This is a genomic window from Tistrella mobilis, from assembly GCF_039634785.1.
Classification (GTDB): Bacteria; Pseudomonadota; Alphaproteobacteria; order Tistrellales; family Tistrellaceae; genus Tistrella; species Tistrella mobilis.
Genome location: NZ_JBBIAB010000011.1, coordinates 124013 through 149500, shown reverse-complemented (window position 1 = coordinate 149500; position 25488 = coordinate 124013). Strand labels below are relative to the sequence as shown.

Here is a 25488-nt window from a genome sequence, read left to right as displayed (position 1 = left end):
GGCGCGTCACTGCGGCCGGTCGGCCGCCCGCCAGACCGCCATCCGGCGGCTGCGGAAGGGCTGGACATAGACGGGGGTCCAGCCGGGTGCGCCCCGGGCATCGATGCGTCCGGCGATGATGCCGCCGGGGTTGTCCGACGCCCAGCGGGTAATGTCGCCATCGGCGGGGAATTCGGTCACCGGCGCCGTCAGCCGGCCCTGGAAATCGAGCATGCCGTCATGGCTGCCGCCGACGAACACCACCGGCCCGCCATCCGCCGCCACCAGCCGGGCAACCTCCTGCGCTGCCGGCCGGATGTCGAAGGCCCGGAAGGGGCCGAGCCCGCCATAGACGGTCAGCATCACCAGCACGCCCACCCAGGCGAGCGCCGCCCGCTTCAGCGCCGCGGCCGGGGCGAGATCGGGCGAGGCATGGATCGCCGCCGCCACCACCGCCAGCCCCGCCACCAGCGCCACCGCCAGCGGCCCCCAGGCGATGACGGTCCCGGACATGCCGGCCAGCCGCCCGACGACAGGCGGCAGGGCGGCAATGATGCCCGCCACCGCGACCAGGGCCGCCGGCAGCAGCCAGGTCCGGCGCAGCCAGCGGTTCAGCGGCCGCATCGGCGCGCCGTCGGCCATGCGGGCCAGCAGCAGCGCCACCGGGCCCAGCGCCGGCAGCAGATAATGGATCTGCTTGGCGCTGACGAAGCTCATCACCAGAAAGGCGCCGGCGGCCACGACCAGGCACAGACGGCTGCCGGCATCGGGCCGGCCCAGGCTGGCGCGCAGCCGGCGCCAGAAGGCCGGCACCACCAGGAAGGGCAGCAGCATCGCGGGCAGGATCGCCGGATAGAACCACCAGGGCCGGGCATGGTCGAAAGCCTGCACCACCCGGCCGGCGGTCTGGCCCCACAGCAGCATGCGGGCGAATTCGGGCCCGCCCGCCAGCGCCGCCGGCAGGGCCCAGCCCAGGATCATGGCGATGCCGATCGCCAGGGCCCCCAGCCCCTTAAGGGCGAAGCGCCTCCATCCGCCGGGCGGCACCCGGCCCGCCCAGAGCGGGGCCGCGATCAGCGCCGGCAGCACGAACACCGCCGCCACCGGCCCCTTGGCCAGCAGGCCGATGCCCAGCCCCAGACCGGTCACCACCATGTCCCGCGGCCGGCCATGATGGGCCAGATCATGCAGGCCGATCAGGGCGATCGTCACCCCCAGCGCCACCGGCACGTCGAACATCACCATGGTGGCGAACAGCGTGACCGGCCCCATGCCCACCAGCAGCGGCAGGGCAAGCGGTGCCACCCCCGGCCGTTCGGGCCACAGCCGGCGGCCCAGCGCATGGGTCGCCCACAGCAGACCGGCGGCAAACCCCACCGGCACCAGCCGTGCGGCGGTCTCCGAAACACCAAACACAGCCCAGACCAGGCGGATCGCCCAGAACAGCAGCGGCGGCTTGTGGGTATAGCCCTGGCCGTCCAGATGCGGCACCAGCAGGTTGCCGGCCCGGGTCATGTCCCAGGCAACCGTCAGATAGCGGGTCTCGTCCACCGGCAGCGGCGGGCGGAACAGAATGGCGGTCATGCCCAGCACCAGCAGCATGGCTGCCGCAAGCACAAGATCGGCCGCAGCCGTCCGGGCCAGGCCCGGGCGGGCGGCACGTTCCGTCGTGGTGGTGGTCATCCGGCCGATACCGCGATGTCGGCCGGCTGGCGCGACGCCGCCGCTTCCTTGCGGATCAGCACCAGATTGCGCAGATAGACAAGCAGCCCCATGCCCTGGCCGGCGATGAACACCGGGTCGCCCCGCTTCACCGCATAAACGAACAGCAGCGCCCCGCCGCCCAGGCTGAAATACCAGAACAGCACCGGGATATAGCTGCGCCGGCGCCGTTCACTCGCCACCCACTGCACGATGAACCGGGCGGAAAACAGCGCCTGTCCGGCGAAGCCCACAATCAGCCACAGGTCGAACCAGTCATCCGAAGGGGTGATGGCATCAAGGATTGCGCCAAACAGGGTCATGCTGCGGCTTCTCCGCTGCTGATCGCCGCCCGGGATGCCGCCGGTTCGGCGGCCGCAGACGGCTTCTGAAGGGCAAACCCGGCCGGCCCGGCAGACAGGGCTGGCATGGCAGAGGGGGCGGGCATGGCCAGCGCGCGGCCGATCGGGTCCAGCGGCCGCAGCCGGTGCTGCAGCCAGGCGACCCCGGCCAGATCCACGATGCCCTGCAGGGCGCGGGTCAGGGTGCGGTATTTGGACCGCCCGCCCCGGCGGCGGCGATCCGTCACCTCTACCGACACGACCCGGCCGCCGGCGGCGGTCACCAGGCTCGGCATGAAACGATGGGCATGGTCGAACAGCGGCAGCGACAGCAGGTCGTCGCGCGCAATCACCCGCAGCCCGCAGCCGCTGTCGGGGGTGCCGTCCTGCAGCACGCGGCTGCGGATGCCGTTGGCGACCCGCGACACCAGCTTGCGCCAGGCGCCGTCGGCCCGGCCCTTGCGGTGGCCGGCCACCATCACGCCGCGCGCGGGCCCGCCCGCCTCGATCATCCAGCGCCGGATCAGCCGGGCAAGATCGGCCGGGTCGTTCTGGCCGTCGGCATCCAGCGTGGCGATCACCCGCCCGCGCGCCGCACGAAACCCGGTGGTCATCGCCGCACTCTGGCCGCGGCCGCGATCATGGGCGATCGCCACCAGCCGCGGATCGGCAGAGGCGGCCGCGGCCAGCAGACGGTCGGACCCGTCGCTGCTGCCGTCGTCGACGGCGATGATCTCGTAGCCGCCGGCCAGGATGTCCGGCGTCGCGAAGGCCCGGTGAATCTCGGCGATCAGGGGCAGGATGGCGGCCGCCTCGTCGCGGACCGGCAGCACCACGCTGATCAGGGGCAGGGAAACCGGGGCCGGAACGGCCGGCGCGGCGGTGGGGAGCATGGCAGGGCCTCGCTCGCTGGGGGATCGGAACAACGCCCGGGACGGACATCGTGTTCCGTGCACCATATGGTGGAAGCCCTTACTCCGCCCTTACGCTCCCTGGCCTTACGCTCCCTGGCCTTACGCTCCCTGGCCTTACGCTCCCTGGCCTTACGCTCCCTGGCATCAAGCTCTCTGGCCTGTCACCACATCGGCAACGCAACCGGGTCAGCTGCCCCTGTATCCGCCGCTGTCTCTGACCGGCGGAAAGCGTAGTCGGAATCGGGCCCCACCTTCGGGGGACTCCTCGACGCTGACACCGGCCCCATGGGCATCCGCAATCCGTTGCACGATCGCGAGCCCCAGCCCGGCGCCGTCGCCGCGGCGGCGATCGGCACGCCAGAACCGTTCGAAGATCTGGGCGCGCCGCTCTGGTGGTACCCCCGGCCCGTCGTCATCGACGATCAGCTCGGGCCCATCCTCGCTTCCCGAGAGAAGTGAAGACCCGGGCACCACCTTGACGGTCACATTACCATCGGCGGGAACGTGAGCAAGCGCATTTTCAACCAGATTTCGCAGAAGACGCGAGAGCAATTCTCGTTTTCCGCGCACTGTTATCACCCGATCAGCACCATCCAGGGCCAGGCTCCGGTGGTTCTGAACGGCAAGCGGCGCCATTTCGGCCAGAACGTCGCGGGCGATCGCTGCCAGATCCGCCCGCTCCTCGGCCGCAACCCCAAGTGTATCGACTTCGGCCAGGCGCAGAAGCTGGCCGGCCAGGCGCGACAGACGGTCGAAATCGGGGGCAAGCCGGGCCGCCTGATCCGGCGGCAGGGTCGCCTCCATCCGGGCGCGCAGGGCGGCGATGGGCGTGCGCAATTCGTGGGCGGCGTCGGCAATGAACGCCCGCTGCTTTTCCAGCGCCCCATCCAGCCGGTCCAGCGCGCCGTCGATCGCGGCGACCAGCGGCCGCACCTCCTGCGGCAGATCGTCGCCGCCCATGCCGTCGCCGCCGGCCTTCCGGCCCAGGCGGACACCGCTGGTGGTCGGCCCGATGCGGGCGGCCCGGGCCGAAAGCCGGCGCAAGGGTGCCAGGCCCGATCGGATCGTCCACAAGGTCACCCCGATCAGCACGGTGAACGACCCGATCACCCACCAGGCGGCGTTTTCCAGAAATTCCTCGATCAGGCTGTCGGCCAGCACGTCCGGATGGTCGTTGCCCTGGCCCACCTGCAGGATCAGCGGCCGGCCGTCGACCTGCACCCGAAAGCCGGTGCCGGTAACCGGCCGCCCGGCGGCATGGCCGCGGAAGGGGCGCCCCAGATCGCCCAGCCCGTGCGGATCGGCATCGGCCGAGGTGCGGGTATCCTGGTCCGGCAGCAGCTCGCTCAGCGGCGCCCTGACGCCGGCCGATCCCAGCAGAAAGGTGCCGGCCTCATCCAGCAGCGCAAAGGCCTCGTTGCCCGCCGGATCGGCATAAAGTGCTGCGATCGCGGCCGGCGGATCGAAGACCGGATCGCCTCCGGCCCCGATGGTCAGATGCCGCAGCACCTGGCGGGCCTGGGTCTGCAGCGACTGGTCGTCCAGATCGCCGCGGACATCCTCCAGCTCCAGCACCAGCGCCGCCAGCATCGCCGCCAGCACCACCAGCGCCGCCAGCACCGCACGCACCGCGACCCGCTGGCTCAGCGACCAGCCGCGATCCCGGTCGTGCTCTCCCGGTGCGCGATCATCTGGCGCCCGATCATGCCGCCCCCGATCATACGCGTCAGGCCCCGCCATCGACGCCCTCTCCGCCATCCAGCAGATAGCCCAGACCGCGCAGCGTATGGATGCGCACGGCCGATCCGGCGCCCTCCAGCCGCTTGCGCAGCCGGTGGACCAGCACCTCCAGCGTGTTGGCGCTTGCCGCATCGTCGAAGCCATAGACCGCGGCTTCGGCCGAATCCTTGGGCACCACCCGGCCCTGCCGGCGCAGCAGCACCTCCAGCAGCGCGGTTTCGCGCCGGCCCAGCGCCACCAGCCGGCCGCCGACCCGGGTCTCGCGCCCGACCGTGTCGAAGGTAAGGTCGCCGCAGGTGATCGCCAGGCCCAGCGCCCCGCCCGGCCGGCGCATCAGCGCCCGGACCCGCGCCACCAGTTCGGGCATGGCGAACGGCTTGGGCAGATAGTCGTCCGCCCCGCCATCCAGCCCCGCCACCCGGTCCTGAACGCCGTCGCGCGCGGTCAGGATCAGCACCGGCACGGCGATGCTCCGCCCCCGCCAGCGGCGCACCAGTTCCAGCCCGTCGACATCGGGCAGGCCCAGATCCAGCACCACCACGTCGAAACTGGTCACGGCCAGCGCGGCCTCGGCGCCCTCGCCATCCTCCACCCGGTCGACCGCAAAGCCGGCCCCGGTCAGCCCCATCACCACGCCTTCCGACAGGCGGTCATCGTCTTCGACCAGCAGCACCCGCATGGCGGTTCCCGTCCTCTCCCCGTTTCCGCCGCCGTCCGCGGCCGACCGTCAGCCTTCGGCCAGCCATTCGTCGATCAGCCGGCGGGCGATCGAAATCCGGTTGGGCAGGCTGACCGGCGACAGTTCCGGGTCCTTCAGCTCGTCGCGCTGCACCCAGATCGCGTCTTCCAGCTCGTGGCGATCGACGTCCAGCGGCCCGCCTTCCAGAATCTCGGCCCGGAAGCCGACCATCAGCGAGGCCGGGAACGGCCAGGGCTGGCTGTGGCGATAGGTCACTTTCCCGATCTTCAGGCCCACCTCTTCGGCGATCTCGCGCCGGACGCATTCCTCCAGGCTCTCGCCCGGTTCGACGAACCCCGCCAGGGTGGAATACATCCCGGCCGGAAAGCGCGGCTGGCGGCCCAGCACGCACCAGTCGTCCTTGTGCGCCAGCATGATCACCGCCGGGTCGGTGCGCGGGAAATGGTCGGCGCCGCAGCCGGTGCAGTGGCGGACATGTCCCCCCTGCTCCGACCGGGTCGGCGCGCCGCAGACGCCGCAGAACCGGTGGCGGCTGTGCCAATAGGCCATCGCCCTGCCATAGGCGACCAGGGCCGCCTGCTGCGGATCCAGCGTCGCGGCCGCCTGGCGCAGATCGATCGGGATCGCGGCCGCCGCCTCCATCGCCGGGTCGTCCATGGGCAGACGGCCGATCAGCCCGGGCAGATCCTCCACCCGGGTCACGTCCACCGCAAAGACCGGCCGGCCGTCCATGTCGCCCAGAAAGACCGGCGGGTCTTCCAGCAGGTCGCCGGCCGCATCGACCAGCCGGCCCAGTTCGGCCAGCAGCGCCATGGTCATGCCGCCGGTCGTGGGCGCCACGATCGTCTGGTCGCGCCAGATCAGCACGCTGCGCGCTTCCGGGGCGGCGGCGCGGGCGGCGATCCAGTCCGGATCCCGACGGTGGCGTCCGGCGCGATCGATGCGCAGGCCGGCGAGCACATTGGGGCGGTCGGGATCATGCGGGTCGTACATCGGGGTCGTCCTCGGACTTTGGCGGAACGTTGCGGCTCTTCACGGCGATGGCGGGAACGATAGCACCATCGTCCGGGGCTGTCCCGCCGCCGGCACGCCGCCGCATCCGCTGGCCCCGGGTCCCGCGATGCTGCACAGCGGGCTTGCAAACCAGGGGCCTCATCCCCATAGTGACCCGCGGAAGGCTGGCGCGGACGGAGAGCCTCGCCAACCCGGTCAGGGCCGGAAGGCAGCAGCCGTAACGAGTCGCGATCCGGGTCGCTGTCCAGCCTTCCACCTCATTCACCTTCGCCTGCCTGCTTCGATCCCTCTTCCGGGCCGCGCCGCCCTCTTCCCAGAGATCCCGACCGGAACCCGGCATGACCGCATCCGACATCGCCGCAGAGCCAGCCCCGACCGCAGATGCGGCCGGCGGCGCCACGGCGACGGGATCGGCTGCAACGGGGACACCCGTCGAATACCGCGTTCTCGCCCGCAAATACCGCCCCCGCACATTCGCTGAGCTGATCGGCCAGGACGCCCTGGTCCGCACGCTGACCAATGCGATCGAGACCGGCCGCCTGGCCCATGCCTTCCTGCTGACCGGCGTGCGCGGCGTGGGCAAGACCTCGACCGCGCGGATCATCGCCCGGGCGCTGAACTGCACCGGCCCCGACGGCACCGGCGGGCCGACGCCCGCGCCCTGCGGGGTGTGCGAGAACTGCCGGATGATCGTCGAAGACCGCCATGTCGACGTGCTGGAGATGGACGCGGCCAGCCGCACCGGCGTCAACGACATCCGCGAGATCATCGAGGGCGTGCGCTACCGCCCGGTGGGCGCGCGGTTCAAGATCTACATCATCGACGAGGTCCACATGCTCTCGACCAGCGCGTTCAACGCGCTGCTCAAGACGCTTGAGGAACCGCCGGCGCATGTGAAATTCATCTTCGCCACCACTGAATTGCGCAAGGTGCCGGTGACGGTGCTGTCGCGCTGCCAGCGCTTCGATCTGAAGCGGGTCGAGCCCGAGGTGCTTTCCGCCCATTTCTCCCGCATTGCCGGGATCGAGGGGGCGGAGATCGACGATGCGGCCATGGCGCTGATCGCGCGGGCCGCCGACGGTTCGGTGCGTGACGGCCTCTCTCTGCTCGACCAGGCCATCGCCCATGGGGCGGGCCGCGTCACCGAACATCAGGTCCGCGACATGCTGGGCCTGGCCGATCGGGCGATCGTGGTCGACCTCCTGGACCGCACATTGTCGGGCGATGTCGCCGGTGCGCTCGCGATCATGGACGATCAGGCCCGTGCCGGTGCCGATCCGGCGGTGATCGTGGAAGACATGCTGGCGCTGGTGCATCTGATGACCCGCGTCAAGCTGGCCGGCGTCGACGGCAAGGGCCCGGTGCTGACCGCTGCCGAGCGGGATGCCGCCCACCGCATCGCCCAGCGTCTGGGCATGGCCCATCTGGGCCGCGCCTGGCAGATGCTGCTCAAGGGTCTGGGAGAGGTGCGCCTCGCCCCCGTGCCCCAGGCTGCGGCCGAGATGGTGGTGATCCGTCTGGCCCATGCCGCCGACCTGCCCGACCCGGCCGAGCTTGCCCGGATGCTGAAGGATGCCGGGACGGCTGGCCCCGCGGGTGGTGGCCCCGCGGTTGGTGGCCCCGGGGGGCCCCCGCCCCGCCCTAGCCCGGCCGCCGGGGCGTCTCAAGCGCCGACCCCGGCGGCGCCAGACCGGCGCCCCTCCGAACCGCCCCGCGCGGCTCCCCCGCCGCCACGCCCGGCTCCGCCGCCCCGTCCGGTCGAGACACCGCGCCCGGTCGAGGCAGCGAAACCCGCGCCGGCTCCTGCGGCCGGGGCTCCTGCGGCCAGGGTGCCCGCGCCCAGGCCCGAACCGGCCGCCGAACCCGAACAGCTGCTGCCCGACGAGATCCGCACCCGGCTCGATCGCTGGCGCGAGATCATCGATCTGCTGCGCCGGCATCGCGAGATCCGGATCGTGCCCGAGCTGCGGGCCGCCGCCCATGTCGCCGAGATCACCGTCACCGCGGCCGAGCGCCGGCTGGTGCTGGCCTTCGAGCCGGGGACCGATGGCGGGCTCGCCACGAAACTGCAGGATCTGTTGAGCCGGATCGACGATGCCCCCTGGCAGGTGCTGGCGGCCGGCGCCCTCAACGATCCGGCGCTCACCGCCGCCGCGCGGGCGACGCCGACGCTGGTGCAATACGACGAGATGCGCAACCGGCGCATGCTGGCGCTGGCCCGCCGCCATCCGATGGTCGAGGCGGTGTTCGCGGCCTTCCCCGGTGCGACGCTCGAAGCCGTCACCCCGATCTTCGCCGCCGGCGCCGCCGCCGACGAGGGCGGCGGTCAGACCGAGATCGAACGGCTGGATGCCGAGATGTTCGACGGCGTCTTCGACGAAGAGGCCTATGGGGCCGGCGACGAGGATGCCGCCGGGGCCGATTACGACGCCCGGTTTGCCGATTTCTGACCGCGCATCGCCCAAGGGGGCCGCGCGGGGCTGGCGCCGGCCGCCCCCCGCCTTTATATAGCAGCCAACATCCGATCCCGACCCGAGGAGCCCTTGTGATGCGCAACATCGGCCAGTTGATGAAGCAGGCCCAGAAGATGCAGTCGAAGATGGCCGAGATGCAGGAGCAGCTCGCCAAGGTCGAGATCTCCGGCCAGTCGGGCGGCGGCATGGTCACCGCGGTGATGACCGGCAAGTCCGAGCTGCGCAGCCTGAAGATCGATCCCAAGCTGGTCGATCCGGAAGAGGTCGAGATGCTGGAAGACCTGATCGTCGCGGCGGTGAACGACGCGAAGAAGAAGGTCGAGACCTATGTGAACGACGAGATGCAGAAGATGACCGGCGGGCTGAACATCCCCGGCATGGGCAACCTGCCCTTCTGATCCCGTCGGCAGACCCATGACCGATACCGGCGGGGCCGCCTATGTCGAGACCCCGCCGCCCCCGGCCCTTGGCGGGCTGGTTCGGGCGGTGTGGTCGTCGCGGGCCGCCGCCGGGCCCGCGGCCCCGTTCCGGGTTCTGCCTGATGGCTGCATGGATCTGATCCTGGCCTGGGGTGGTGGTGCCGATCCCGAACTCATCCTGGCCGGCACCGATCCCGTCGCCCGGATGGTGGACCACCGGCCCGGCCGGCAGCGCCTGGGCCTGCGCTTCCGCCCCGGCTGTCTCGGCGCCCTGATCGACTGTACCCCCCGCGATCTTCTCGGCCAGTCGCCCGATGCGGCCCCATTGCTGCCGCAGCCCCTGCGCGACGCCGCCCGGCACCTGCTCGACCGCCCCCGGGATGCCCGGTCCCGCCAGGCACTTGCCGCAGCACTCGCGGGCCTGGCCGAAACCCGCCGCCGCCACCTGCCCGGCCCGGCACTTGCGGCCGCACTCGCAGCCCTCGACGCCCCGGCGCTGGTCGGCCCCACGGCCGCCGCCCACGGCTTCGGACAGCGCCGCTTCGACCGCGCCATCCGCCGCGCCACCGGCCTCTCCCCCCGCCACCTCGCCCGGATCTTCCGCCTGCAGCGGCTGCTCGCCGCCGCAATGGCCGATCCGACTATTTCTCTCGCCGAATTAGCCGTTTCGGCTAATTTCGCCGACCAGCCGCACATGACCCGCGAAACCCGCGCCCTCACCGGCCTCTCCACCGGCCGGCTGCTGGCAGAGCTGGGTGTCCGAAAGCTTCAAGACGCCGACCCCACCCGGGGGGCAGACTGATCCGGTATCCAACCCCGGAGAGAGACCATGACCCCCGCCACGCTCGGCTATGTCATCCGCCATGTCCCCGACGTCGCCCGCAGCGCCCGCTTCTACCAAGCCGTCTTCGGCCTCACGGCCCGGCTGATCCATGAAAGCGGCAGCTATATCGAACTCGACACCGGCACCACCACCCTCGCCTTCGCGACCCCCGGCCTGATCCGCGAGCTGGGCGTCGACCCCGGCACCGCGGGCCAGACCCCGCCCTTCGGCACCGAACTGGCCTTCGTGGTCCCCGATGCCGAGGTAGAGGCCACCGTCGCCCGCGCCGTCTCGTCCGGCGCCACACTCGCCGTCGCCCCCGTCCGCCAGCCCTGGGGCCAGCTGGTCGCCTTCCTCCACGACCCCGACGGCCTGCTGATCGAGGTCTGCGGCCCGGTGGGCGGATAGGGCCGGTCACCCCTCCGCCAGGCGCAGCACCACCACATAAACCCCGCTCGGAATCAGAACCAGCACGATAAAGGGAAGGCGCCGACGCAGCGGAAACAGCGCGGCCAGGGCGGCAAAACCGGCAATCGCCGGCCATGCCGCCGTGCCGATCTCTCCGGCTGCACAATAGACGGCAAGGTTCACGAAAACGGCGACCGGCAGCACCACCTCGATCCGCCGCCGCGTCGCCGGCGATGTCGGCAACGGCAGATAGGCAGGCAGCACCCGCACCAGCACCGACACCAGGCCAAGCAGGATCATGCCGGTAAGCGGCACCCCCCACATCTGCACAAGCTCTGATCCGTCGGTCATCACGCGCCTCCCGATCCGTCGTTCGGACTGGCCGTCGTTGGAAAGGCGAACCGGTCGACCAGAACCGCGGCGGCCAGAATGCCCGGCAGCCAGAACCATTGCGGGCCGAGCACCAGATAGAGCACGAGCACCAGCGCCGCCGCGGCCGCGATCGTCGTCACCATGCGGGTCGCCAGCCGGCCGGTGGCCGTGCGTGCGGCCGCTTCAAGGCGCAGAACCGACAGGGTGAACAGCAGCAGGCTGGCCGGAAAGAAGGCGAGCAGAGCCAGGGTTTCGGCCGCCCGGCTGCCGGCGATCACCGGCAGCAGCAACCCGCCTGCGGTGGTCGAGGCTGCCCAGGTCAGGAAAATGCCGGCCCGGATCGCCCACCGCGCCGGGCGGTCGTCGCCGGGCCCTTCCACGGCATAGGATTCGTCCGAGACCATATGCGCCGCCAGGCCCTTGAGCGGCCCCTGACCGCGAAACGGCGCCGACACCGTCAGGATCATCGGCAGATACCGCAGATTGATCAGCAGGATGACGGCAAAGGCCGCAACCGGCCCGCCGCCCTCGCCGGCGATCCGCAGCCAGATGAACTGTCCGCTCCCCGTAAACCCGATCAGGCTCACCGCCAGGATCTCCGACGCAGCCCAGCCCTGTGCACCGGCCAGAACCCCGAACAGCAGCCCCACCGGCATGAGGGCAAGCCCCACGGGCCATGTCCGGGCCAGAACATGACGGCGCCCCCCTTGTCCGGCCGGAACGACGCGGTCAGCGACGCGATCTGAAGTCACAGGCCTGCCTCCTCCGTCAGAGCCCCCTCGGGGAGGAGCAGGATCAGACCTGCGCGTTCAAACTTCAATCTCGAATCAAAACATAAATATTATGCATTCGCGTCATGCGATGGTCACGCCCAGCACGGGTGCCCGGCCGGGTGTCATGACATTCATGCCGCCCAGCCATCCATCCTCCGGGCTTGTACGGCAGCCGTGGCCGCCCGACATGTCAGGGGCGGGACAGGCCGGAACCGGCCCATGTCCCGGCGGATTTCCCCTCCAGACCCGGAACACGGAGCCCGAGCATCATGCCGAAGAAAACGCCCGCCGCCGACCTCGCCACCCCGTCCGATCTCGGCGGCAAGAATGCCCGCGGAGTGGCCGAGGTGCTGAACGCCATTCTGGCCGACAGCTTCGCGCTCTACCTCAAGACCAAGAATTTCCACTGGCACGTGTCGGGCCCGCATTTCCGGGACTATCACCTGCTGCTCGACGAGCAGGCGACCCAGATCCTGGGCACCACCGACCAGATCGCCGAACGGGTCCGCAAGATCGGCCATACCACGCTGCGCTCGATCGGCCACATCTCGAAGTTGCAGTCGATCAAGGACAACGACGCCGAGTTCGTGTCGGCCCGCGACATGCTGGCGGAGCTGCGCGAGGACAATCTGGCCCTGGTGAAGCAGCTGCGCGAGGCCAAGGAGATCGTCGAGGAGGCGAAGGACAACGCCACCTCCGGCATCCTGGACGAGTGGACCGATCTTGCCGAGCAGCGCGCCTGGTTCCTGTTCGAGGCCGCGCGCGAGGGCTGAGCCCGGCTCAGACGCTGACCTTCGCCCGCCGGAGCAGGCGGCGGAGCCCGTCATCGTCCAGATCCGCCACAGCCAGCATCGCCGCATAAGGGTCGCCATCCAGACCGAGCACCGCCGCGAAGGCGGGCTCGGTCTTGAGGCCGCGGTCGCGCGCGCCGATCACCTGCCGCCGCAAACCCGGCCCGCCGAGGGCGAGCAGCCGGCGCTCCGCCTCGAAATGGCGCCAGCCCGGCTGTTCCGCCACCGGCAGCGGGCTGCCGAAGATTTCGACCGGCCAGCCGGCCGAGACGAAGCGCACCACCACCGGCCGGCCGTCGCCACACCAGCGATGCACCGAAAAGCCGGGCAGGTGGCGGAAATCGGCCCAGGCCACCGCCGCCAGCGCTTCGGGATCGGGGGCATGGCACAGCAGGTCGATATCGCTCTCCGCCCGGTCGAGGCCAAGCGGCGGCGTGCCGGCCGGATGCGGATCGAAACCCGCCAGACGGCCGGGATAGCCGATCCGGCGCAGGGCTTCCTGATAGGGCGGTCGACGGGTCATGGCCCCGATCCTGCAATCCTCCGCCCCGGGCGTCCAGTGCCGCCGCACGGCCGCGGGCCTAGGAAGCGGCGGAAGACTGACCTATAGTCGGCATCCGCCCGCCCCGACGCGACCCGCCCCACCCCGATACGCCCCGCTCCGGACCCACGAGACCCCATGGCCGCACCCGAGATCGAGAAGCTCGTGACCCTGCTCGCCCGCCTGCCGGGGCTGGGCCCGCGCTCGGCCAGGCGCGCGGCACTGACCCTGTTGAGGCGGCGCGAGGCGCTGATGATGCCGCTGGCCGATGCGCTGGCCAAGGCGGCGGCCGAGGTCAAAAGCTGCACGATCTGCGGCAATCTGGATGCCCGCGACCCCTGCGGGGTCTGCGCGGACGAGCGGCGCGACCCGGCCCAGCTCTGCGTGGTGGAACAGGTGGCGGATCTGTGGGCGATGGAGCGGGCCGGCGCCTTCCGGGGCCGGTATCACGTGCTGGGCGGCACGCTCTCGGCCCTCGACGGCATCGGCCCGGACGAGCTGGGCATCCCAAGGCTGGCCGCCCGGGTGGCGGAGGGCGGCATCACCGAGGTGGTGATGGCCCTGCCCGCCACCGTCGACGGCCAGACCACCGCCCATTACATCGCCGACCGGCTGGCGGAGGCGGCGCCCGAGGCCAACATCACCCGCCTGGCCCATGGCATGCCGGTGGGCGGCGCGCTCGACTATATGGATGACGGCACCATTCAGGCGGCGCTCAAGGCGCGCCGGCCGGTCTGAGGGAACGCCCGCGCCGATGGCCCGCCTGCTGCTGCTCACCGCCGGAACCGAGGGGGATGTCCGCCCCTTCGTCAATCTGGCGGCGCGGCTGGTGGCACGCGGTCACGAGGTGGGGCTGGCCGCCCCCGCAGGCGATGCGGAGATGGTCGCCGAAAGCGGCGCGCAGCATCTGAAACTCGCCATCGATTTCCGCGACATGGCCCGGCAGGGGCAAGCCCATGCCGCCGGCCTGCCCGGGCTGATCGACCGGCTGACCCGGGCGGGCACGCTGACCCGCGTTGTCGACGCGCTGTTCGAGACCACCGCCCGCGGACGTAGCTTCCGGCCCGACGCGATCATCGCCCATCCGAAATATACCGGCGCCGCCGATCTGGCCCAGACGCTGCAAGTGCCCTGGGCGCAGGTGGCGCTGCTGCCCTGCATCGCCCCCACCGCCGTGGTGCCCAATGCCGCCCTGTTCGCCCGCGACATGGGCCCCTGGGCGAACCGGGCCAGCTATTGCCTCACCCCCCTGCTCGCCCGGCCGCTGGCCGGCCGCACCGATCGCTGGCGGGCGGAAAGCCTGGGCCTGCCCCCCAGGCGCAAGGCACCGCCGCCCGCGGCCCGGCTGGTGCTCAACGCCTTTTCCGCGGCCCTGCTGCCGCGCATCGACGACTGGGGGCCCGAGGTCGCAACCACCGGCTTCTGGCGTGCGGAAAACGATGCGGCGGCCGATACCGGCCTGCCGATCGAGGCGGCGGCCTTCGCCACCCGCGCAACCGCCCGCAGGCGGCCGCTGATCCATATCGGGTTCGGCAGCATGAGCGGGGTGGACGGCAACGGCGTCGCACGCTCTCTGGCCCGCGCGATCGAGCGCGCCGACGTGGCGGCGCTGGTCACCACCGGCTGGGGCGGGATCGACGGCCGGGCGCTGGACCGCCTGGCCGGCGACCGGGTGCTGGTGCTGGACCGCATGCCCCATGCCCGGGTCTTCCCGCATGTCGATCTGGTGGTTCATCACGGCGGGGTGGGCACGCTGGCGAGCGGGCTGATGGCCGGCCGCGCCGCGGTGATCTGCCCCTGGGGCGCCGATCAGCCCTTCTGGGCGGCCCGGGCCGTGGACGGCGGCTATGGCCTGCGCGGGCCCGGGCTGCGCCAGCTGGCGGCGGGGGGGCTGGGCACCGGCGACCGGCTTGGCCGCACGATCCGCCGCGCGCTCCGCCACGGCCCGCTGACCGACACCGCCCGCCGGATCGGCCGCAGGCTGCGCGCCGAAGACGGCGCGCATGCGGCCATGCTGGCGATAGAAGACATGCTCCGCGGCAGGTGACGCCGCAGGCGTCGCCGGTCAGGCGGCGACGCAGCCGCAGGCGGCGCTGCGGATGCGGACCAGAGACCCCGCGCGGCCGGTGGCGGCGGTGCCTGCGATGATCTCTTCCGCACGCGGCCCGAAGATATGCTGGCCGCGATCGCCCAGAATCGTGGTCGCCGGGCAGACGATGTCCAGATGATACTGGGTGTGCGGTGTCAGCCCCAGGCCGATATGAATGGTGCCGGTCTGACCGCCATAGAGTTCGTTGATCGCGGTGTTGGCGTCATACAGTTCCAGCGTGCAGTTCACCGCGAAGCCGAACTCCCACATGATCCGGTAGCGGCTGTCGACATCGAACATCCGCTCCAGCATCTCCACCGCCGGCGTCGCTTCGGGCGCCAGGGCTTCGAGCCGGACGATATGGCCGCGTTCGATGGTGGCGAGCATCGGCCCGCGCTGCATGGCCGCCAGCCGGCTGTGGATCCGCGCCTGATCGGCCGGATGATAGCTGGGGGCGCCGTTGTGCAGGATCGGATAGCCCTCGATCACCATCTGCCCGTCGATGCCGAGCGAGAGATCGGCGCTGTAATCATAGACGTCGAGCGGCAGGGCGCTGACTTCGCCCGACGGCGCCAGCTGCTGCTCTCCCCAGCCGAGGAAGCCGGCCTGTTCGTTCCAGACATACTTGTCCGACATGTGGTCGAAGCGGGCGCGGGTGCCGTAGCGCGGATCGACGATCTCCATGAAGGCCGACTGCTCGGCCGTCGCGAAGAACCGATCGACCAGCTCCTGCTGGGCGGCCGGGTCGGTCGCCTCGATCATCCGGATGCCGTGGGCCAGCTTGTCCATGTCGGTCGGCGTCGAATTGCAGGCCAGCGCCAGAAGCTTGCGCCGGGCACCGATCGTGCCGGCCGGCGGCGACTTGTAATAGACGTCGGGAGAGATGACCAGGATATGCGCCGTCTCGGGCATCTGGTCCAGAAGCTCGGAGAAGGACTGCCCCTTCTCGTAGAACAGCGTCATGTCACCGGCATAGCCACCGCCACCCCGCCCCAGCCGGACCTCGAAACGATCGGCTGCCGACCGGTTGGTGACGAAAACGAAGGTGGCGCCCTCCGGGTCGCCGAACTGCCGCATCGCGGTCGGGTCGATGATGATCCGGTCCATTGCCCACCTCTTGCCTGATCACATGACATGCAAGTCTTCATCAAGTGGCGTGGTGCGACACGCTGCGTGCGCGCACCACGCCACCCCGCATCCGTCAATCAACGGATGAGAAGGCCGCTGGATCAGCCCAGCAGGCTGCCGAGATAGTCGGCGTTCTTCTTACGGTTCTGCATGACACGTCTCCCTTGGTTGAGAGACCGGAGGACCCCATCCATCCGGTCGACTTCATGGTTTCATGGGAGACGGACTCATTCAACTCATAAAAGAATCATAATTATCATGTGCAACCGTAATGGGAATGTCATCGATCGGTCGGATGGGTTCAGGTAGTGCCCGCTGGATAGGCGGCAATCCGGTTCGTGCCCACCATGCTGGTCGTCGGCGACGGCAGGTCGAGCCCCGGGGCCCCTTCATAGCCATCAATGAGATTGCCATCGATCAGACAGCCGGTGCCTGTCACCCGGATGCCGGGGAAGGGAGCCGCAGCAGTTCCCGAACGCCGCACGATATTGCCAGTCACCTGGCAGTCGTCCGCCCGGACATAAAGCCCATGCTCCACAGAGTTGGCGATGAGGTTGTTCGAGACCTGGACGCCCGAACCATGGATCAGAATGGCGGGACCATGCCGATAGGTGGTCGGGCTGGCCAGATCACAGGTCCACTGGCAGTTGGTGATCGCACCATTGATCGCCTTGCTCGCCGTGGGTGTACCTTCGGGCACCGTTTCGACCAGCGTTTCATAGCCCCGATAACCTGTCACGCCGGTGATCCGCATATCGCCCATCGGGCCGTGATAGAAGCGGCGGCAATCATCGGCATAGCAGTCGGCGATCAGCCCGCCCTTCAGGGCGTCGGACAGCCCTGCAACCATGATGCAGGTCGACGAACGGTCGAAGAGGCCGCCACCACTCACCGTCTGAAACGTCTGAGCAACTGCGCCCCAGGCTTCAGGAGTAATCGCCTGCGGATCAATCGGCTCCGGCGTTTCATCGCTCTCTTCCTCGTTCTCCTCGCTCTCTTCTTGTATGATGTACATGTTTGGCGACGCCCGGTCATAGAGAACACCGTCCGCACCGACAACATAGAGCACGTTGTCCTTGAGGCCGGTCGGAGCAGTTCCTGCCCGATAGACCACGATGTCACCAACCTCGAACGGGCCGAGCCCCGTGTCCTGGGCGGTCACGGAGGATGTCAGCACCACGTCAGCCTGCTGCCGGGGACCGCCACATCCGTGGAAACGGTTGGCGATGAAATTGAACCCACGGATCGTGACATCGGTGGTCGTCGACACCGCCGCTGGATGGATCACGATCCCATAGCGGCACGAACTGAAATGGGTCCGGGTCACAAGGAAGTTGCGGCCGAAGCCGACAATGCCCATGCGCATGTTGTAGAAGCGACAGAAGGCGAACTCACTGTCCAGGTCGGCCCGGTTGGTGGTGTTGCAGAGCACGAAGCCGATGGTCCGCGCCCCATAGCCGTTCACCGATGTCGAGATTCCCGCCGGCAGGGCTGCGTTGCCGTCGATCCAGCCTTCGAAACTGATGCCCGTGACCCAGATGCGCGTGGATGACGCGCGGGTGAACATGACCTTGAGATTCTCCCCCGCCTTGATCAGCGGCCGGTCCCAGCCCTCGCCTTCCCCCTTCAGCTGAGTGGTTGTCGGGATGTGGACGGTACGGTCCAGCGTGATCGTTCCGCTGAAGACGACGACACCACCGAATCCCGCGGCATTGATCGCCCGCTCGATCTGCGCCGCCGTTTGGGAAACCGTCACCGTCGTGGCGCCATTCGCCCTGACATTGCCGATGCCGTACCAGGCCGTCCGCACCGGCCCCTGATCGATCCGGCGCCAGACCCCGATCCGGGTATCGGTGTCGGAGTTGACGCAGTCGAAGACCATGCCCTCGTCGATCCTGTCGGCATACGGGCCGGTCGGGACTTCAAGACGGAAGGTGCCGCCGCCATCATCGTCGTAGATGTGGTAGCCGGCGACGATCGCCACGTCGCCCGGGCTCGGCAGGGCCCCCACAGGCGGCTGCTGCATCGCGGCGACGGTCTGATAGGTGAAGATGGCCATCGGCCTCTTGCTCCTGGGATGGAAGGCGCCCCGTCGGCACCTTCGGCATCGCCCAGCATGGCAAGCGGCGTCCGTCTTCCCGATTCGTCTTCTGTTGCAACATGTTGCAACAGAACGGCGCACCCTCAGCCGACCTCGTCCTCCGTGCCCCGGTCGCCCAGCTGCAGGGCGTCGATGCGCTCCGCCCGGCGGGCGGCCCGGTCGGCCGACAGGCGGACGCCGCGCAGATCCTCTGCCGCCTGTTCGAAATGGCGGACCAGCTTCGCCGCCCGGTCGTCGAGCCGGGCGAGATCGTCGAGCAGGGCGGTGACCTGGGCACGGATCTCGGCCGCCTGCTCGCGCACCCGCACATCCTTGAGCACCGCCCGGATGGTGGTCAGCGTCGCCATCAGCGTGGTGGGAGAAACGATCCAGACCCGGGCGCGGAAGGCCTTTTCCACCACGTCCTGAAAATTGCCGTGCAGTTCGGCATAAACCGCTTCCGACGGCAGGAACATCACCGCGCCGTCGGCGGTTTCGCCCGGGATCAGATAGCGGTCCGAAATCGCCTTCACATGGGCCATGACCGCCGTGCGGAAGGCGCGCGCCGCCTCGGTCCGCCGGGCATCGCTGTCGGCCTGGCGGAGCAGATGGAAGCTTTCCAGCGGAAATTTGGCATCGACGACGATCGGCCCCGGCGGATGCGGCAGATGGATCAGGCAGTCGGCGCGGCGGCCGTTTGACAGTGTCGCCTGCATCGCATAGGCGCCGGGCGGCAGCATCTGGCCGACCAGATCGGCAAGCTGGACCTCGCCGAAGGCGCCGCGGGCCTGTTTGTTGGCCAGGATGTCCTGCAGCCCGACCACCTTCTGCCCCAGATCGGCAATGTTGCGCTGGGCCTGATCGATCACCGCCAGCCGGGCGCGCAGATCCGCCGTCGCCTGGGCGGCACGGGTGCCTTCCAGATCGAAGCGATGCTCCAGCCGGGCCGAAAGCGTGGTCAGGCGGGCATCCACCGTCTCGGCGATCATCCGCTCCTGGGTCTGAAGCCGGGCATCCACCTGCGCCTGCTGGGCGGCAAGGGCCGCCACCACCTGCTCCATCCGCCCCGCCTGCTGGGCCTGGGCACGGGCCAGATCCCCCGCCAGCCGTTCCAGGATCTCCGCCTGGTCGAGGGCGGCATCCTCGGCCGCACGGGCCCGGCGGGCGGCCGCCGCCGCAACCCAGCCGCCGGCGACCAGCACCACCAGCAACAGGGCTGCGATGGCGAGCGGAACGGGGTCGAGGCTGGCGAAATCAGGCATCTGCGGGTCGTCTCCCGGATGAAACAGGGCCCGGACGGGTCGCCGGGGGCGGGATCATGCGCCGGCACGGGCCCCGGTACAAGCGGGCCGGGCCCCCGCGCGCACCCCGATGCAGGGCTGGCCGGCGCCGGGCGATCTTGACCCCGCGATGTCGCCGTAATACCTAACCCTTGAACAGAATTGGAGTCGTGACCTCTCATGGCCATCATGCCCATCCTCACCGCGCCCGATCCGCGCCTGACCAAGACCGCGACCCCGGTCGCGCGCGTCGACGACGACGTGCGCCGGCTGATGGACGACATGCTCGAGACCATGTATGCCGCCGAGGGGATCGGGCTCGCGGCGCCGCAGGTGGGCGTGCTGCAGCGGGTGATCGTGATCGACGTCTGCTGGGGCCGCGAAGGCAAGGAGCCGACGCCGCTCTTCATGGCCAATCCTGAAATCGTCTGGGTCTCGGACGAGGACAAGACCTATGAAGAGGGCTGCCTGTCGCTGCCCAGCCATTACGCCGATGTGGTGCGGCCGGCCGCCGTGCGGGTGCGCTATCTGGACCGCGACGGCGCCGTGCAGGAAATCGAGGATGACGGCCTGCTGGCGGTCTGCGTCCAGCACGAGATCGACCATCTGGACGGGGTGCTGTTCGTCGACCATCTGTCGTCGATCAAGCGCAACATGATCCTGCGCAAGCTGGTCAAGGCCCGCCGCCTGGGCAACGACAAGCCCGAGAAGGCGCCGATCACCGCCGCAGTCTGAACGTCCCCTCTTCCACAGAACCGAACCGGATCCGCGCGCCCGATGAGCACCGACACCCCCGCCCGCGCCCCGCACCGGGCGCGCGTCGTTTTCATGGGCACGCCCGATTTCGCCGTCCCCTCGCTCGATGCCCTGGTTGCCGCCGGGCATGAGGTGATCTGCGTCTATACCCAGCCGGCCCGGCCGGCCGGGCGCGGCCAGAAGCTGCAGCCCACCCCCGTGGCGGCCCGGGCGGAAGCGCTGGGCATCCCCGTGCGCACGCCGGCGACGCTGCGCGATCCGGCCGACCGCGCGGCTTTCGCCGATCTTGACGCCGATGTCGCAGTGGTCGCAGCCTATGGGCTGATCCTGCCCCGGCCGGTGCTGGATGCGCCGGCCCATGGCTGCATCAACGTCCATGCCTCTCTGCTGCCGCGCTGGCGCGGTGCCGCGCCCATTCACCGCGCGCTGCTGGAAGGCGATGCGGAAACCGGCGTCACCATCATGCAGATGGAAGCCGGGCTGGATACCGGGCCGATGCTCGCCACCTGCCGGGTGCCGATCGGCCCGCGGATGACGGCGCAGGAGCTGCACGACCGGCTGGCGGCCGACGGCGCGGCCCTGCTGGCCCGCACCCTGCCGGGGGTTCTGGACGGCAGCATCACCGCTGAACCGCAGCCGGAAACCGGCGTGACCTATGCGAAAAAGCTGGAAAAGGCCGAAGGCCGGATCGACTGGACGGCCGATGCCGCACGGATCGACCGGCTGGTGCGCGCCTTCACCCCCTGGCCCGGCGCCTTCTTCGAGCTGGAGGGCGAAAGCCTGCGGCTGATCGAGGCGGCCCCCTCTGCCACCGCGGTGCCGGCCGGCACGATGGCCGGCACGCTGCTGGCCGACGGCCGGTCGGTCGCCTGCGGCGACGGTCGGGCGCTGAGGCTGATCCGGGCCCAGCGCGCCGGCCGCAAGCCCATGACCCTGGATGATCTGGCCCGCGGCTTTCCGGCGCTTGCCCCCGGCGCCCGGCTCGGCTGATGCAGCCGCCGCGGATGCAGCGCTGGAAGTTCACCGTCGAATATGACGGCACCGGCTATGTCGGCTGGCAGCGCCAGGACGGGCTGCCCTCGGTCCAGCAGGTGCTGGAAGAGGCGATCGAAGCCTATACCGGCAGCCCCTGCACGCTCCGCGCGGCGGGGCGCACCGATGCCGGCGTCCATGCCTCGGCCCAGGTGGTGCATGTGGATCTGCCCCGCGCCGACAGCCCCTTCACCACCATGTCGGCGATCAACCACTTTCTGAAGCCGGAAGCGGTGGCGGTGGTGGATGCCGAAGCGGTGCCGGACAGTTTCGACGCCCGTTTCACCGCCATCGGCCGTGGCTATACCTATCGGATCCTGAACCGCCGGGCACAGCCGGCACTGGACCGCAACCGGCTGTGGCATGTGCCCTGGCCGCTGGATCTGGAGGCGATGACCGCCGCCGCCGCCCGGCTGCTGGGCCATCACGATTTCTCCAGCTTCCGATCTACCGACTGCCAGGCGAAATCGCCGATGCGCACGCTCGACGAGCTGACCATCCGGCGCGCGGGCGACGAGGTGCTGATCCGCACCCGCGCCCAGGCCTTCCTGCACAACCAGGTGCGGATCATGGTCGGCACGCTCGCCATGGTCGGCCGGGGCCGCTGGACGCCCGACGACGTCACAAGGGCGCTTCAGGCCCGCAAACGCGCCGCCGCCGGCCAGACCGCACCGCCCCAGGGGCTGTGCCTGGACCTGGTCGCCTATCCGCCGCCGGAGCTTTGGGCCGAGATGGCGAGCCGCCGCCGCGCCCGCCCCGTGGACGCCGAAGCGGCGGGCAACGATCCGGACGAGGTCGACGGCGACTGATCCTGGCCCGACTGATCTGGGCAGACCGGGTCAGCCCCGGCCGGAGCTGCTTTCCGGGGATGCACCACCCTCGGCCTCGTCGGTGGCGGTGCGTACCGCCCGCACCAGGGCTTCGCGCAGATCGCGCACGCCGCGGGCGACCTCTGCCGACACCTCCTGCACCGTCAGGGCCTTGCGGCCCGATGCCTCCGCCTCGGACGAGACGGTGGTGATGCGCCGGGCGACCTCGCGATTGGCGGTCGCCGTCTGGTCGACATTGCGGGCGATTTCCTCGGTCGCCGCCGTCTGCTGCTCGACCGCGGCTGCAATCGTCGCCGAGACATGGTCCATCTCGCCGATGGCCCGGGCGATCGCGGCCACCGCCTCCACCGCCGTGCCGGTCACCGCCTGGATCTCGGCGATCTTGGCGGTGATCACCTCGGTCGACCGGCTGGTCTGGCTGGCCAGCCCCTTCACCTCGCTCGCCACCACCGCGAACCCCTTGCCGGCCTCGCCGGCACGGGCGGCCTCGATCGTCGCATTCAGCGCCAGAAGATTGGTCTGCTCGGCGATGTCGCGGATCAGCCCCGCCACCTCGCTGATCTGGCCGACCGCCGCACTCAGGCTGTCGATGGTCTGGCGGGTATGCTCGCCATGGCGAACCGCGTCGCGGCTGACCGACATGGCGTGGTCGACCTGACCGGCGATCTCGCGGATCGACAGGCTGAGTTCCTCGGTGGCGCTGGCCACCGCCTGGGCATTGGCAAGCGCCTGGCCGGCCGCCGCCGCCACATTGCCGGCATCGCTGCCGACACCCTGCGCCGACAGCGCCATCGCCCGTGCGGCCTCGTCCATGGTGCGGGCATCCCCGGCGACCCGATCGACGGCCACGCGCGATTCCCGTTCCACCGTCTCGGCCATCCGGGCCATCGCCGCCCGGCGCGCCTCGTCGGCCCGCCGCCGGGTTTCGGCCTGCTGGTCGCGCAGGCGCTGGTTCTCGGCCGTGCGCTCGTGCAGCAGGGCCAGGTTCCGCGCCATATCGGCGATCTCGTCGCTGCGGCGGCCGGCGGCGGGCACGGTGACCGACAGATCGCCCTCGCCGATCCGGCCCAGCACCCCGGTCATGCGGGCCAGCGGCACCGAAATGTGACGGTGAAGCACCGCCATCACCAGCAGGGCGATCGCGACACCGGCAATCAACAGGATCACCGCGGTCCGGGCCGAGCGATCGGCGATGCCGCCGGCGGCGGCAAGCTCCGTCTCCATCCGGCTGCGGGCATCGCTGGCGATCGCCTCCACACCGTCGACGACCGCGGTCAGGGCGGCGGACAGTTCTTCGGTCTGGCTGTCGAGATGAACCATCATCCGGTTGCCGGCGGCGGGCCCGTCCCGGACATAGGCCTGCGCCATCGCGACGCCCAGCTCGTAAAATCCCGGCAGGGCGGCAGCGACCCGATCCATATCGGCGACCACCTCGCGCGCGCCGATGCGGGTGGCGATCCGTCGCGCTTCGGCCAGCCCCTTTGTCGCCCGCGCCCGCGCATCCGCGGCCTCGGTGAAACCGTCATCCAGGCCGTCCTGGGCGCGGGTGGCCGAGACATCGGTCAGCCACTGCTGGATCTGAACGATATCGATGTTCACCCGCTGGACGGTGGCGACCAGATCATGCGCATCGCCCGCCGCCAGCCCGGCGGCGGCTGTGGCGACCTCCATCTGACGGCGTTGTTCGCGCGCCCCCAGCATCATGACCGTCGTCGCCACCGCCAGGACGCCAAGGATCAGGGCGTTGGCGAGAATGATTTTTGAGCTCAACGAGATGCGCATCGATCGCCGCCTTCACTGTCCAGACGGCCGGGACTATACGCAGGACAATTTCCAAGAACAGTTAATGGTGAAGATGTGATGCAATTTTCGTCGCCGCCCCACCTGCCGGACTTTTGACGGACGCCTGCCGCCGGATGGTCAGCCTGATCCAGAGCGGCAGCGGCGCCACCAGCGCCGCCAGGATCACGACCAGGATGGCCATCTCTCCCGGGGCCAGCCCGATTGAGGCGACCTCGCCCGGCAGCAGCTTCGGCCGGGCCGCCACCACGCCATAGACCCAGCTGCCATGGATGGCGGCCAGAAGCAGCCCCAGACAGGGCAGGATGGTGGCAAGAGCGCCCATCCGCACCCGGCCGATCCGCACCCGGCCCGGGGGGCCTCCGGCCTGCCGGCGGTCCAGCCGCAGCCAGGCCCCGATCAGCCCGGCCAGGATGCCGGCGCTGACCAGCAGCCCCGCCACCAGCCACAGAATGCGGGTCGCCACGCCGCCGAAGGTGCCGAAATGCAGCGGATCGGCGGTGTTCACCCAGCGCTGAAGCAGGGTCAGCCCCGCCGCATCGCGGATCTGGAGCACGGCGCCGGTCGTGGGGTCCAGGGCGACGCCCTCGGTACCGTCGCGCAGCAGCACGCCATCCCCGCTTCCCGCCAGCACCAGCGGATGGCCCGGCCGGCGGGGCGGAAGGATGGTCGTTACCACCAGCGCCGGAAAAGTCTCTGCGGCACGCGCCACGGCCAGATCGAGATCGACCGGCGGAGCCGCCTGCGCCTGTGCCCCCGCGATCCTGGGGAGGGCCGGGCCTTCGGTAAAGCCCGTGCCGGCGGTATCGGCCGCCGTCTCGACCAGATACCAGAGCCCGGTCAGACAGATCAGGATGCCGATCAGCATCGACCACACGCCCGCGAAACGATGGAGATCCGACCAGAACAGCCGGGCGCTGCGGCCGGGGCGCAGGGTCACCGCCGCCTGCCACCAGCGGCGGGTGGTGATGACCCCCGTGACCAGTGCCACCAGCAGCGGCAGGGCCAGCGCCCCCACGATCAGCGCCCCGTGCACCCCGGTCACGCCGGGCACGACATAGAGCTGCTTGTGGAAAACCCTGAGCCAGAGATGCAGGTCCAGCCCGGCCTTCTGGGGGCCGGGCTCCCCCGTCCAGGGATCGACCGGCACCCGGCGGAGATCGCCGTCCCGCCCCGCCACCAGCGCCCAGGCCGGCCGGCGCAGAGCGTCCGGATCCATGGCGAGCCCCAGGATGCTGAGATCCGGATGGGCGGCGGCGACCCGGTCGTACAGCCCCTGCCACGACATCCGCGGCGTGCCGGCCGCCGGGGCCGCGACCCGCTTCGCCGGATCGCCCAGCCAGGCGAGTTCATGGCCGAAGACCGCCATCGTGCCCGAGAGGCAGATCACATAGAGCAGATAGCCGAGGACCAGCCCGATCCAGGCATGGATCCGGAACAGACCCTTGCGGCTGAAGAGGCCGGTGCGGGCACGGCCGGCGGGGCGGTCGATCGGCGGCACCG

24 protein-coding genes and 1 other RNA gene are annotated in these 25488 nt (G+C 70.3%); 11 read left to right on the top strand and 14 right to left on the bottom strand.

What is annotated here, in order from left to right; translation table 11 throughout:
• Window positions 1-6: 6 nt before the first annotated feature.
• From WI697_RS17060 to nudC, 6 genes are all read right to left on the bottom strand, one after another.
• A complete protein-coding gene (locus WI697_RS17060; protein WP_345959275.1) occupies window positions 7-1662 on the bottom strand; it encodes an ArnT family glycosyltransferase in 1656 nt (551 codons plus the stop codon).
• Window positions 1659-2003 (bottom strand): lipid-A-disaccharide synthase N-terminal domain-containing protein, encoded by a 345-nt coding sequence (locus tag WI697_RS17055; protein ID WP_345959274.1) that lies wholly within the window; start codon window positions 2001-2003, stop codon window positions 1659-1661. Before WI697_RS17055 ends, WI697_RS17060 begins: the two co-directional genes overlap by 4 nt.
• Window positions 2000-2914 (bottom strand): glycosyltransferase, encoded by a 915-nt coding sequence (locus tag WI697_RS17050; RefSeq protein WP_345959273.1) that lies wholly within the window; start codon window positions 2912-2914, stop codon window positions 2000-2002. Before WI697_RS17050 ends, WI697_RS17055 begins: the two co-directional genes overlap by 4 nt.
• Window positions 2915-3121: 207 nt before the next feature.
• Window positions 3122-4675, bottom strand: a complete 1554-nt coding sequence (locus WI697_RS17045; RefSeq protein WP_345959271.1) for a sensor histidine kinase — start codon at window positions 4673-4675, stop codon at window positions 3122-3124.
• Window positions 4662-5354 carry a response regulator gene (locus WI697_RS17040; protein ID WP_298641317.1) on the bottom strand — a complete coding sequence of 231 codons (693 nt, stop codon included), beginning with the start codon at window positions 5352-5354 and terminating at the stop codon, window positions 4662-4664. Before WI697_RS17040 ends, WI697_RS17045 begins: the two co-directional genes overlap by 14 nt.
• A 48-nt stretch (window positions 5355-5402) precedes the next feature.
• Entirely contained in the window at window positions 5403-6368 is a 966-nt protein-coding gene (gene nudC / locus WI697_RS17035; RefSeq protein WP_345959270.1) for an NAD(+) diphosphatase, read from the bottom strand.
• 180 nt (window positions 6369-6548) lie between these two features.
• On the opposite strand from nudC, the gene ffs reads away from it, so the two are divergent.
• The 5 genes from ffs to WI697_RS17010 all read left to right on the top strand — a co-directional run bounded on the left by ffs (window position 6549) and on the right by WI697_RS17010 (window position 10513).
• Window positions 6549-6645: signal recognition particle sRNA small type (ffs, locus tag WI697_RS17030), an RNA gene on the top strand.
• A gap of 82 nt (window positions 6646-6727) precedes the next feature.
• Window positions 6728-8839 (top strand): DNA polymerase III subunit gamma/tau, encoded by a 2112-nt coding sequence (locus WI697_RS17025; protein ID WP_345959268.1) that lies wholly within the window; start codon window positions 6728-6730, stop codon window positions 8837-8839.
• A 98-nt stretch (window positions 8840-8937) separates the two neighbouring features.
• Window positions 8938-9261: a YbaB/EbfC family nucleoid-associated protein gene (locus WI697_RS17020; RefSeq protein WP_014746202.1), complete on the top strand. Its 324-nt coding sequence runs from the start codon at window positions 8938-8940 to the stop codon at window positions 9259-9261.
• A gap of 16 nt (window positions 9262-9277) precedes the next feature.
• Entirely contained in the window at window positions 9278-10084 is an 807-nt protein-coding gene (locus tag WI697_RS17015; protein ID WP_345959267.1) for a helix-turn-helix domain-containing protein, read from the top strand.
• 27 nt (window positions 10085-10111) lie between these two features.
• The gene (locus WI697_RS17010) at window positions 10112-10513 is read left to right on the top strand and encodes a VOC family protein (RefSeq protein WP_345959266.1); all 402 of its coding nucleotides are present in this window, start codon (window positions 10112-10114) and stop codon (window positions 10511-10513) included.
• Between the two features lie 6 nt (window positions 10514-10519).
• On the opposite strand, the gene WI697_RS17005 is transcribed toward WI697_RS17010, so the two are convergent.
• Together WI697_RS17005 and WI697_RS17000 are read right to left on the bottom strand one after the other, a co-directional pair.
• Window positions 10520-10864, bottom strand: coding sequence for a hypothetical protein (locus WI697_RS17005; RefSeq protein ID WP_296716101.1), 345 nt, complete (start codon window positions 10862-10864; stop codon window positions 10520-10522).
• Window positions 10864-11556 (bottom strand): AzlC family ABC transporter permease, encoded by a 693-nt coding sequence (locus WI697_RS17000; protein ID WP_345959265.1) that lies wholly within the window; start codon window positions 11554-11556, stop codon window positions 10864-10866. Before WI697_RS17000 ends, WI697_RS17005 begins: the two co-directional genes overlap by 1 nt.
• A 371-nt stretch (window positions 11557-11927) precedes the next feature.
• Between WI697_RS17000 and WI697_RS16995 the strand changes: the two genes are divergently transcribed.
• The gene (locus tag WI697_RS16995) at window positions 11928-12431 is read left to right on the top strand and encodes a Dps family protein (RefSeq protein ID WP_062761361.1); all 504 of its coding nucleotides are present in this window, start codon (window positions 11928-11930) and stop codon (window positions 12429-12431) included.
• Between the two features lie 7 nt (window positions 12432-12438).
• Here WI697_RS16995 and WI697_RS16990 read toward each other — a convergent pair whose 3' ends face one another.
• Window positions 12439-12972 carry a DUF4269 domain-containing protein gene (locus tag WI697_RS16990; protein WP_345959264.1) on the bottom strand — a complete coding sequence of 178 codons (534 nt, stop codon included), beginning with the start codon at window positions 12970-12972 and terminating at the stop codon, window positions 12439-12441.
• Window positions 12973-13128: 156 nt separating this feature from the next.
• Here WI697_RS16990 and recR point away from each other — a divergent pair, with 156 nt between their 5' ends.
• Both recR and WI697_RS16980 read left to right on the top strand, forming a co-directional pair.
• Complete coding sequence (gene recR, locus WI697_RS16985; RefSeq protein WP_062761363.1) at window positions 13129-13728, top strand: recombination mediator RecR; 600 nt, start codon at window positions 13129-13131, stop codon at window positions 13726-13728.
• 16 nt (window positions 13729-13744) lie between these two features.
• Window positions 13745-15037: a glycosyltransferase gene (locus tag WI697_RS16980; RefSeq protein WP_345959263.1), complete on the top strand. Its 1293-nt coding sequence runs from the start codon at window positions 13745-13747 to the stop codon at window positions 15035-15037.
• A gap of 18 nt (window positions 15038-15055) precedes the next feature.
• On the opposite strand, the gene WI697_RS16975 is transcribed toward WI697_RS16980, so the two are convergent.
• The 3 genes from WI697_RS16975 to WI697_RS16965 all read right to left on the bottom strand — a co-directional run bounded on the left by WI697_RS16975 (window position 15056) and on the right by WI697_RS16965 (window position 19549).
• Complete coding sequence (locus WI697_RS16975) at window positions 15056-16186, bottom strand: hypothetical protein (protein WP_345959262.1); 1131 nt, start codon at window positions 16184-16186, stop codon at window positions 15056-15058.
• A 322-nt stretch (window positions 16187-16508) separates the two neighbouring features.
• On the bottom strand, window positions 16509-18266 hold the full coding sequence (locus WI697_RS16970) for a hypothetical protein (protein ID WP_345959261.1): 1758 nt from the start codon (window positions 18264-18266) through the stop codon (window positions 16509-16511).
• 125 nt (window positions 18267-18391) lie between these two features.
• Entirely contained in the window at window positions 18392-19549 is a 1158-nt protein-coding gene (locus WI697_RS16965) for a DNA recombination protein RmuC (RefSeq protein WP_345959260.1), read from the bottom strand.
• Window positions 19550-19747: 198 nt separating this feature from the next.
• On the opposite strand from WI697_RS16965, the gene def reads away from it, so the two are divergent.
• The 3 genes from def to truA are packed head-to-tail and all read left to right on the top strand — an operon-like array spanning window position 19748 to window position 22164.
• Window positions 19748-20302 (top strand): peptide deformylase, encoded by a 555-nt coding sequence (gene def, locus WI697_RS16960; protein ID WP_014746213.1) that lies wholly within the window; start codon window positions 19748-19750, stop codon window positions 20300-20302.
• A 42-nt stretch (window positions 20303-20344) separates the two neighbouring features.
• The gene (gene fmt / locus WI697_RS16955; RefSeq protein WP_345959259.1) at window positions 20345-21313 is read left to right on the top strand and encodes a methionyl-tRNA formyltransferase; all 969 of its coding nucleotides are present in this window, start codon (window positions 20345-20347) and stop codon (window positions 21311-21313) included.
• Window positions 21314-21327: 14 nt separating this feature from the next.
• Window positions 21328-22164 carry a tRNA pseudouridine(38-40) synthase TruA gene (truA, locus tag WI697_RS16950; protein WP_082828212.1) on the top strand — a complete coding sequence of 279 codons (837 nt, stop codon included), beginning with the start codon at window positions 21328-21330 and terminating at the stop codon, window positions 22162-22164.
• 30 nt (window positions 22165-22194) lie between these two features.
• Here the strand turns inward: truA and WI697_RS16945 are convergent, their stop codons facing one another.
• Window positions 22195-23967, bottom strand: a complete 1773-nt coding sequence (locus WI697_RS16945; RefSeq protein WP_345959258.1) for a methyl-accepting chemotaxis protein — start codon at window positions 23965-23967, stop codon at window positions 22195-22197.
• A 61-nt stretch (window positions 23968-24028) separates the two neighbouring features.
• Entirely contained in the window at window positions 24029-25486 is a 1458-nt protein-coding gene (locus tag WI697_RS16940) for a PepSY-associated TM helix domain-containing protein (protein WP_345959257.1), read from the bottom strand.
• Window positions 25487-25488 lie beyond the last annotated feature (2 nt).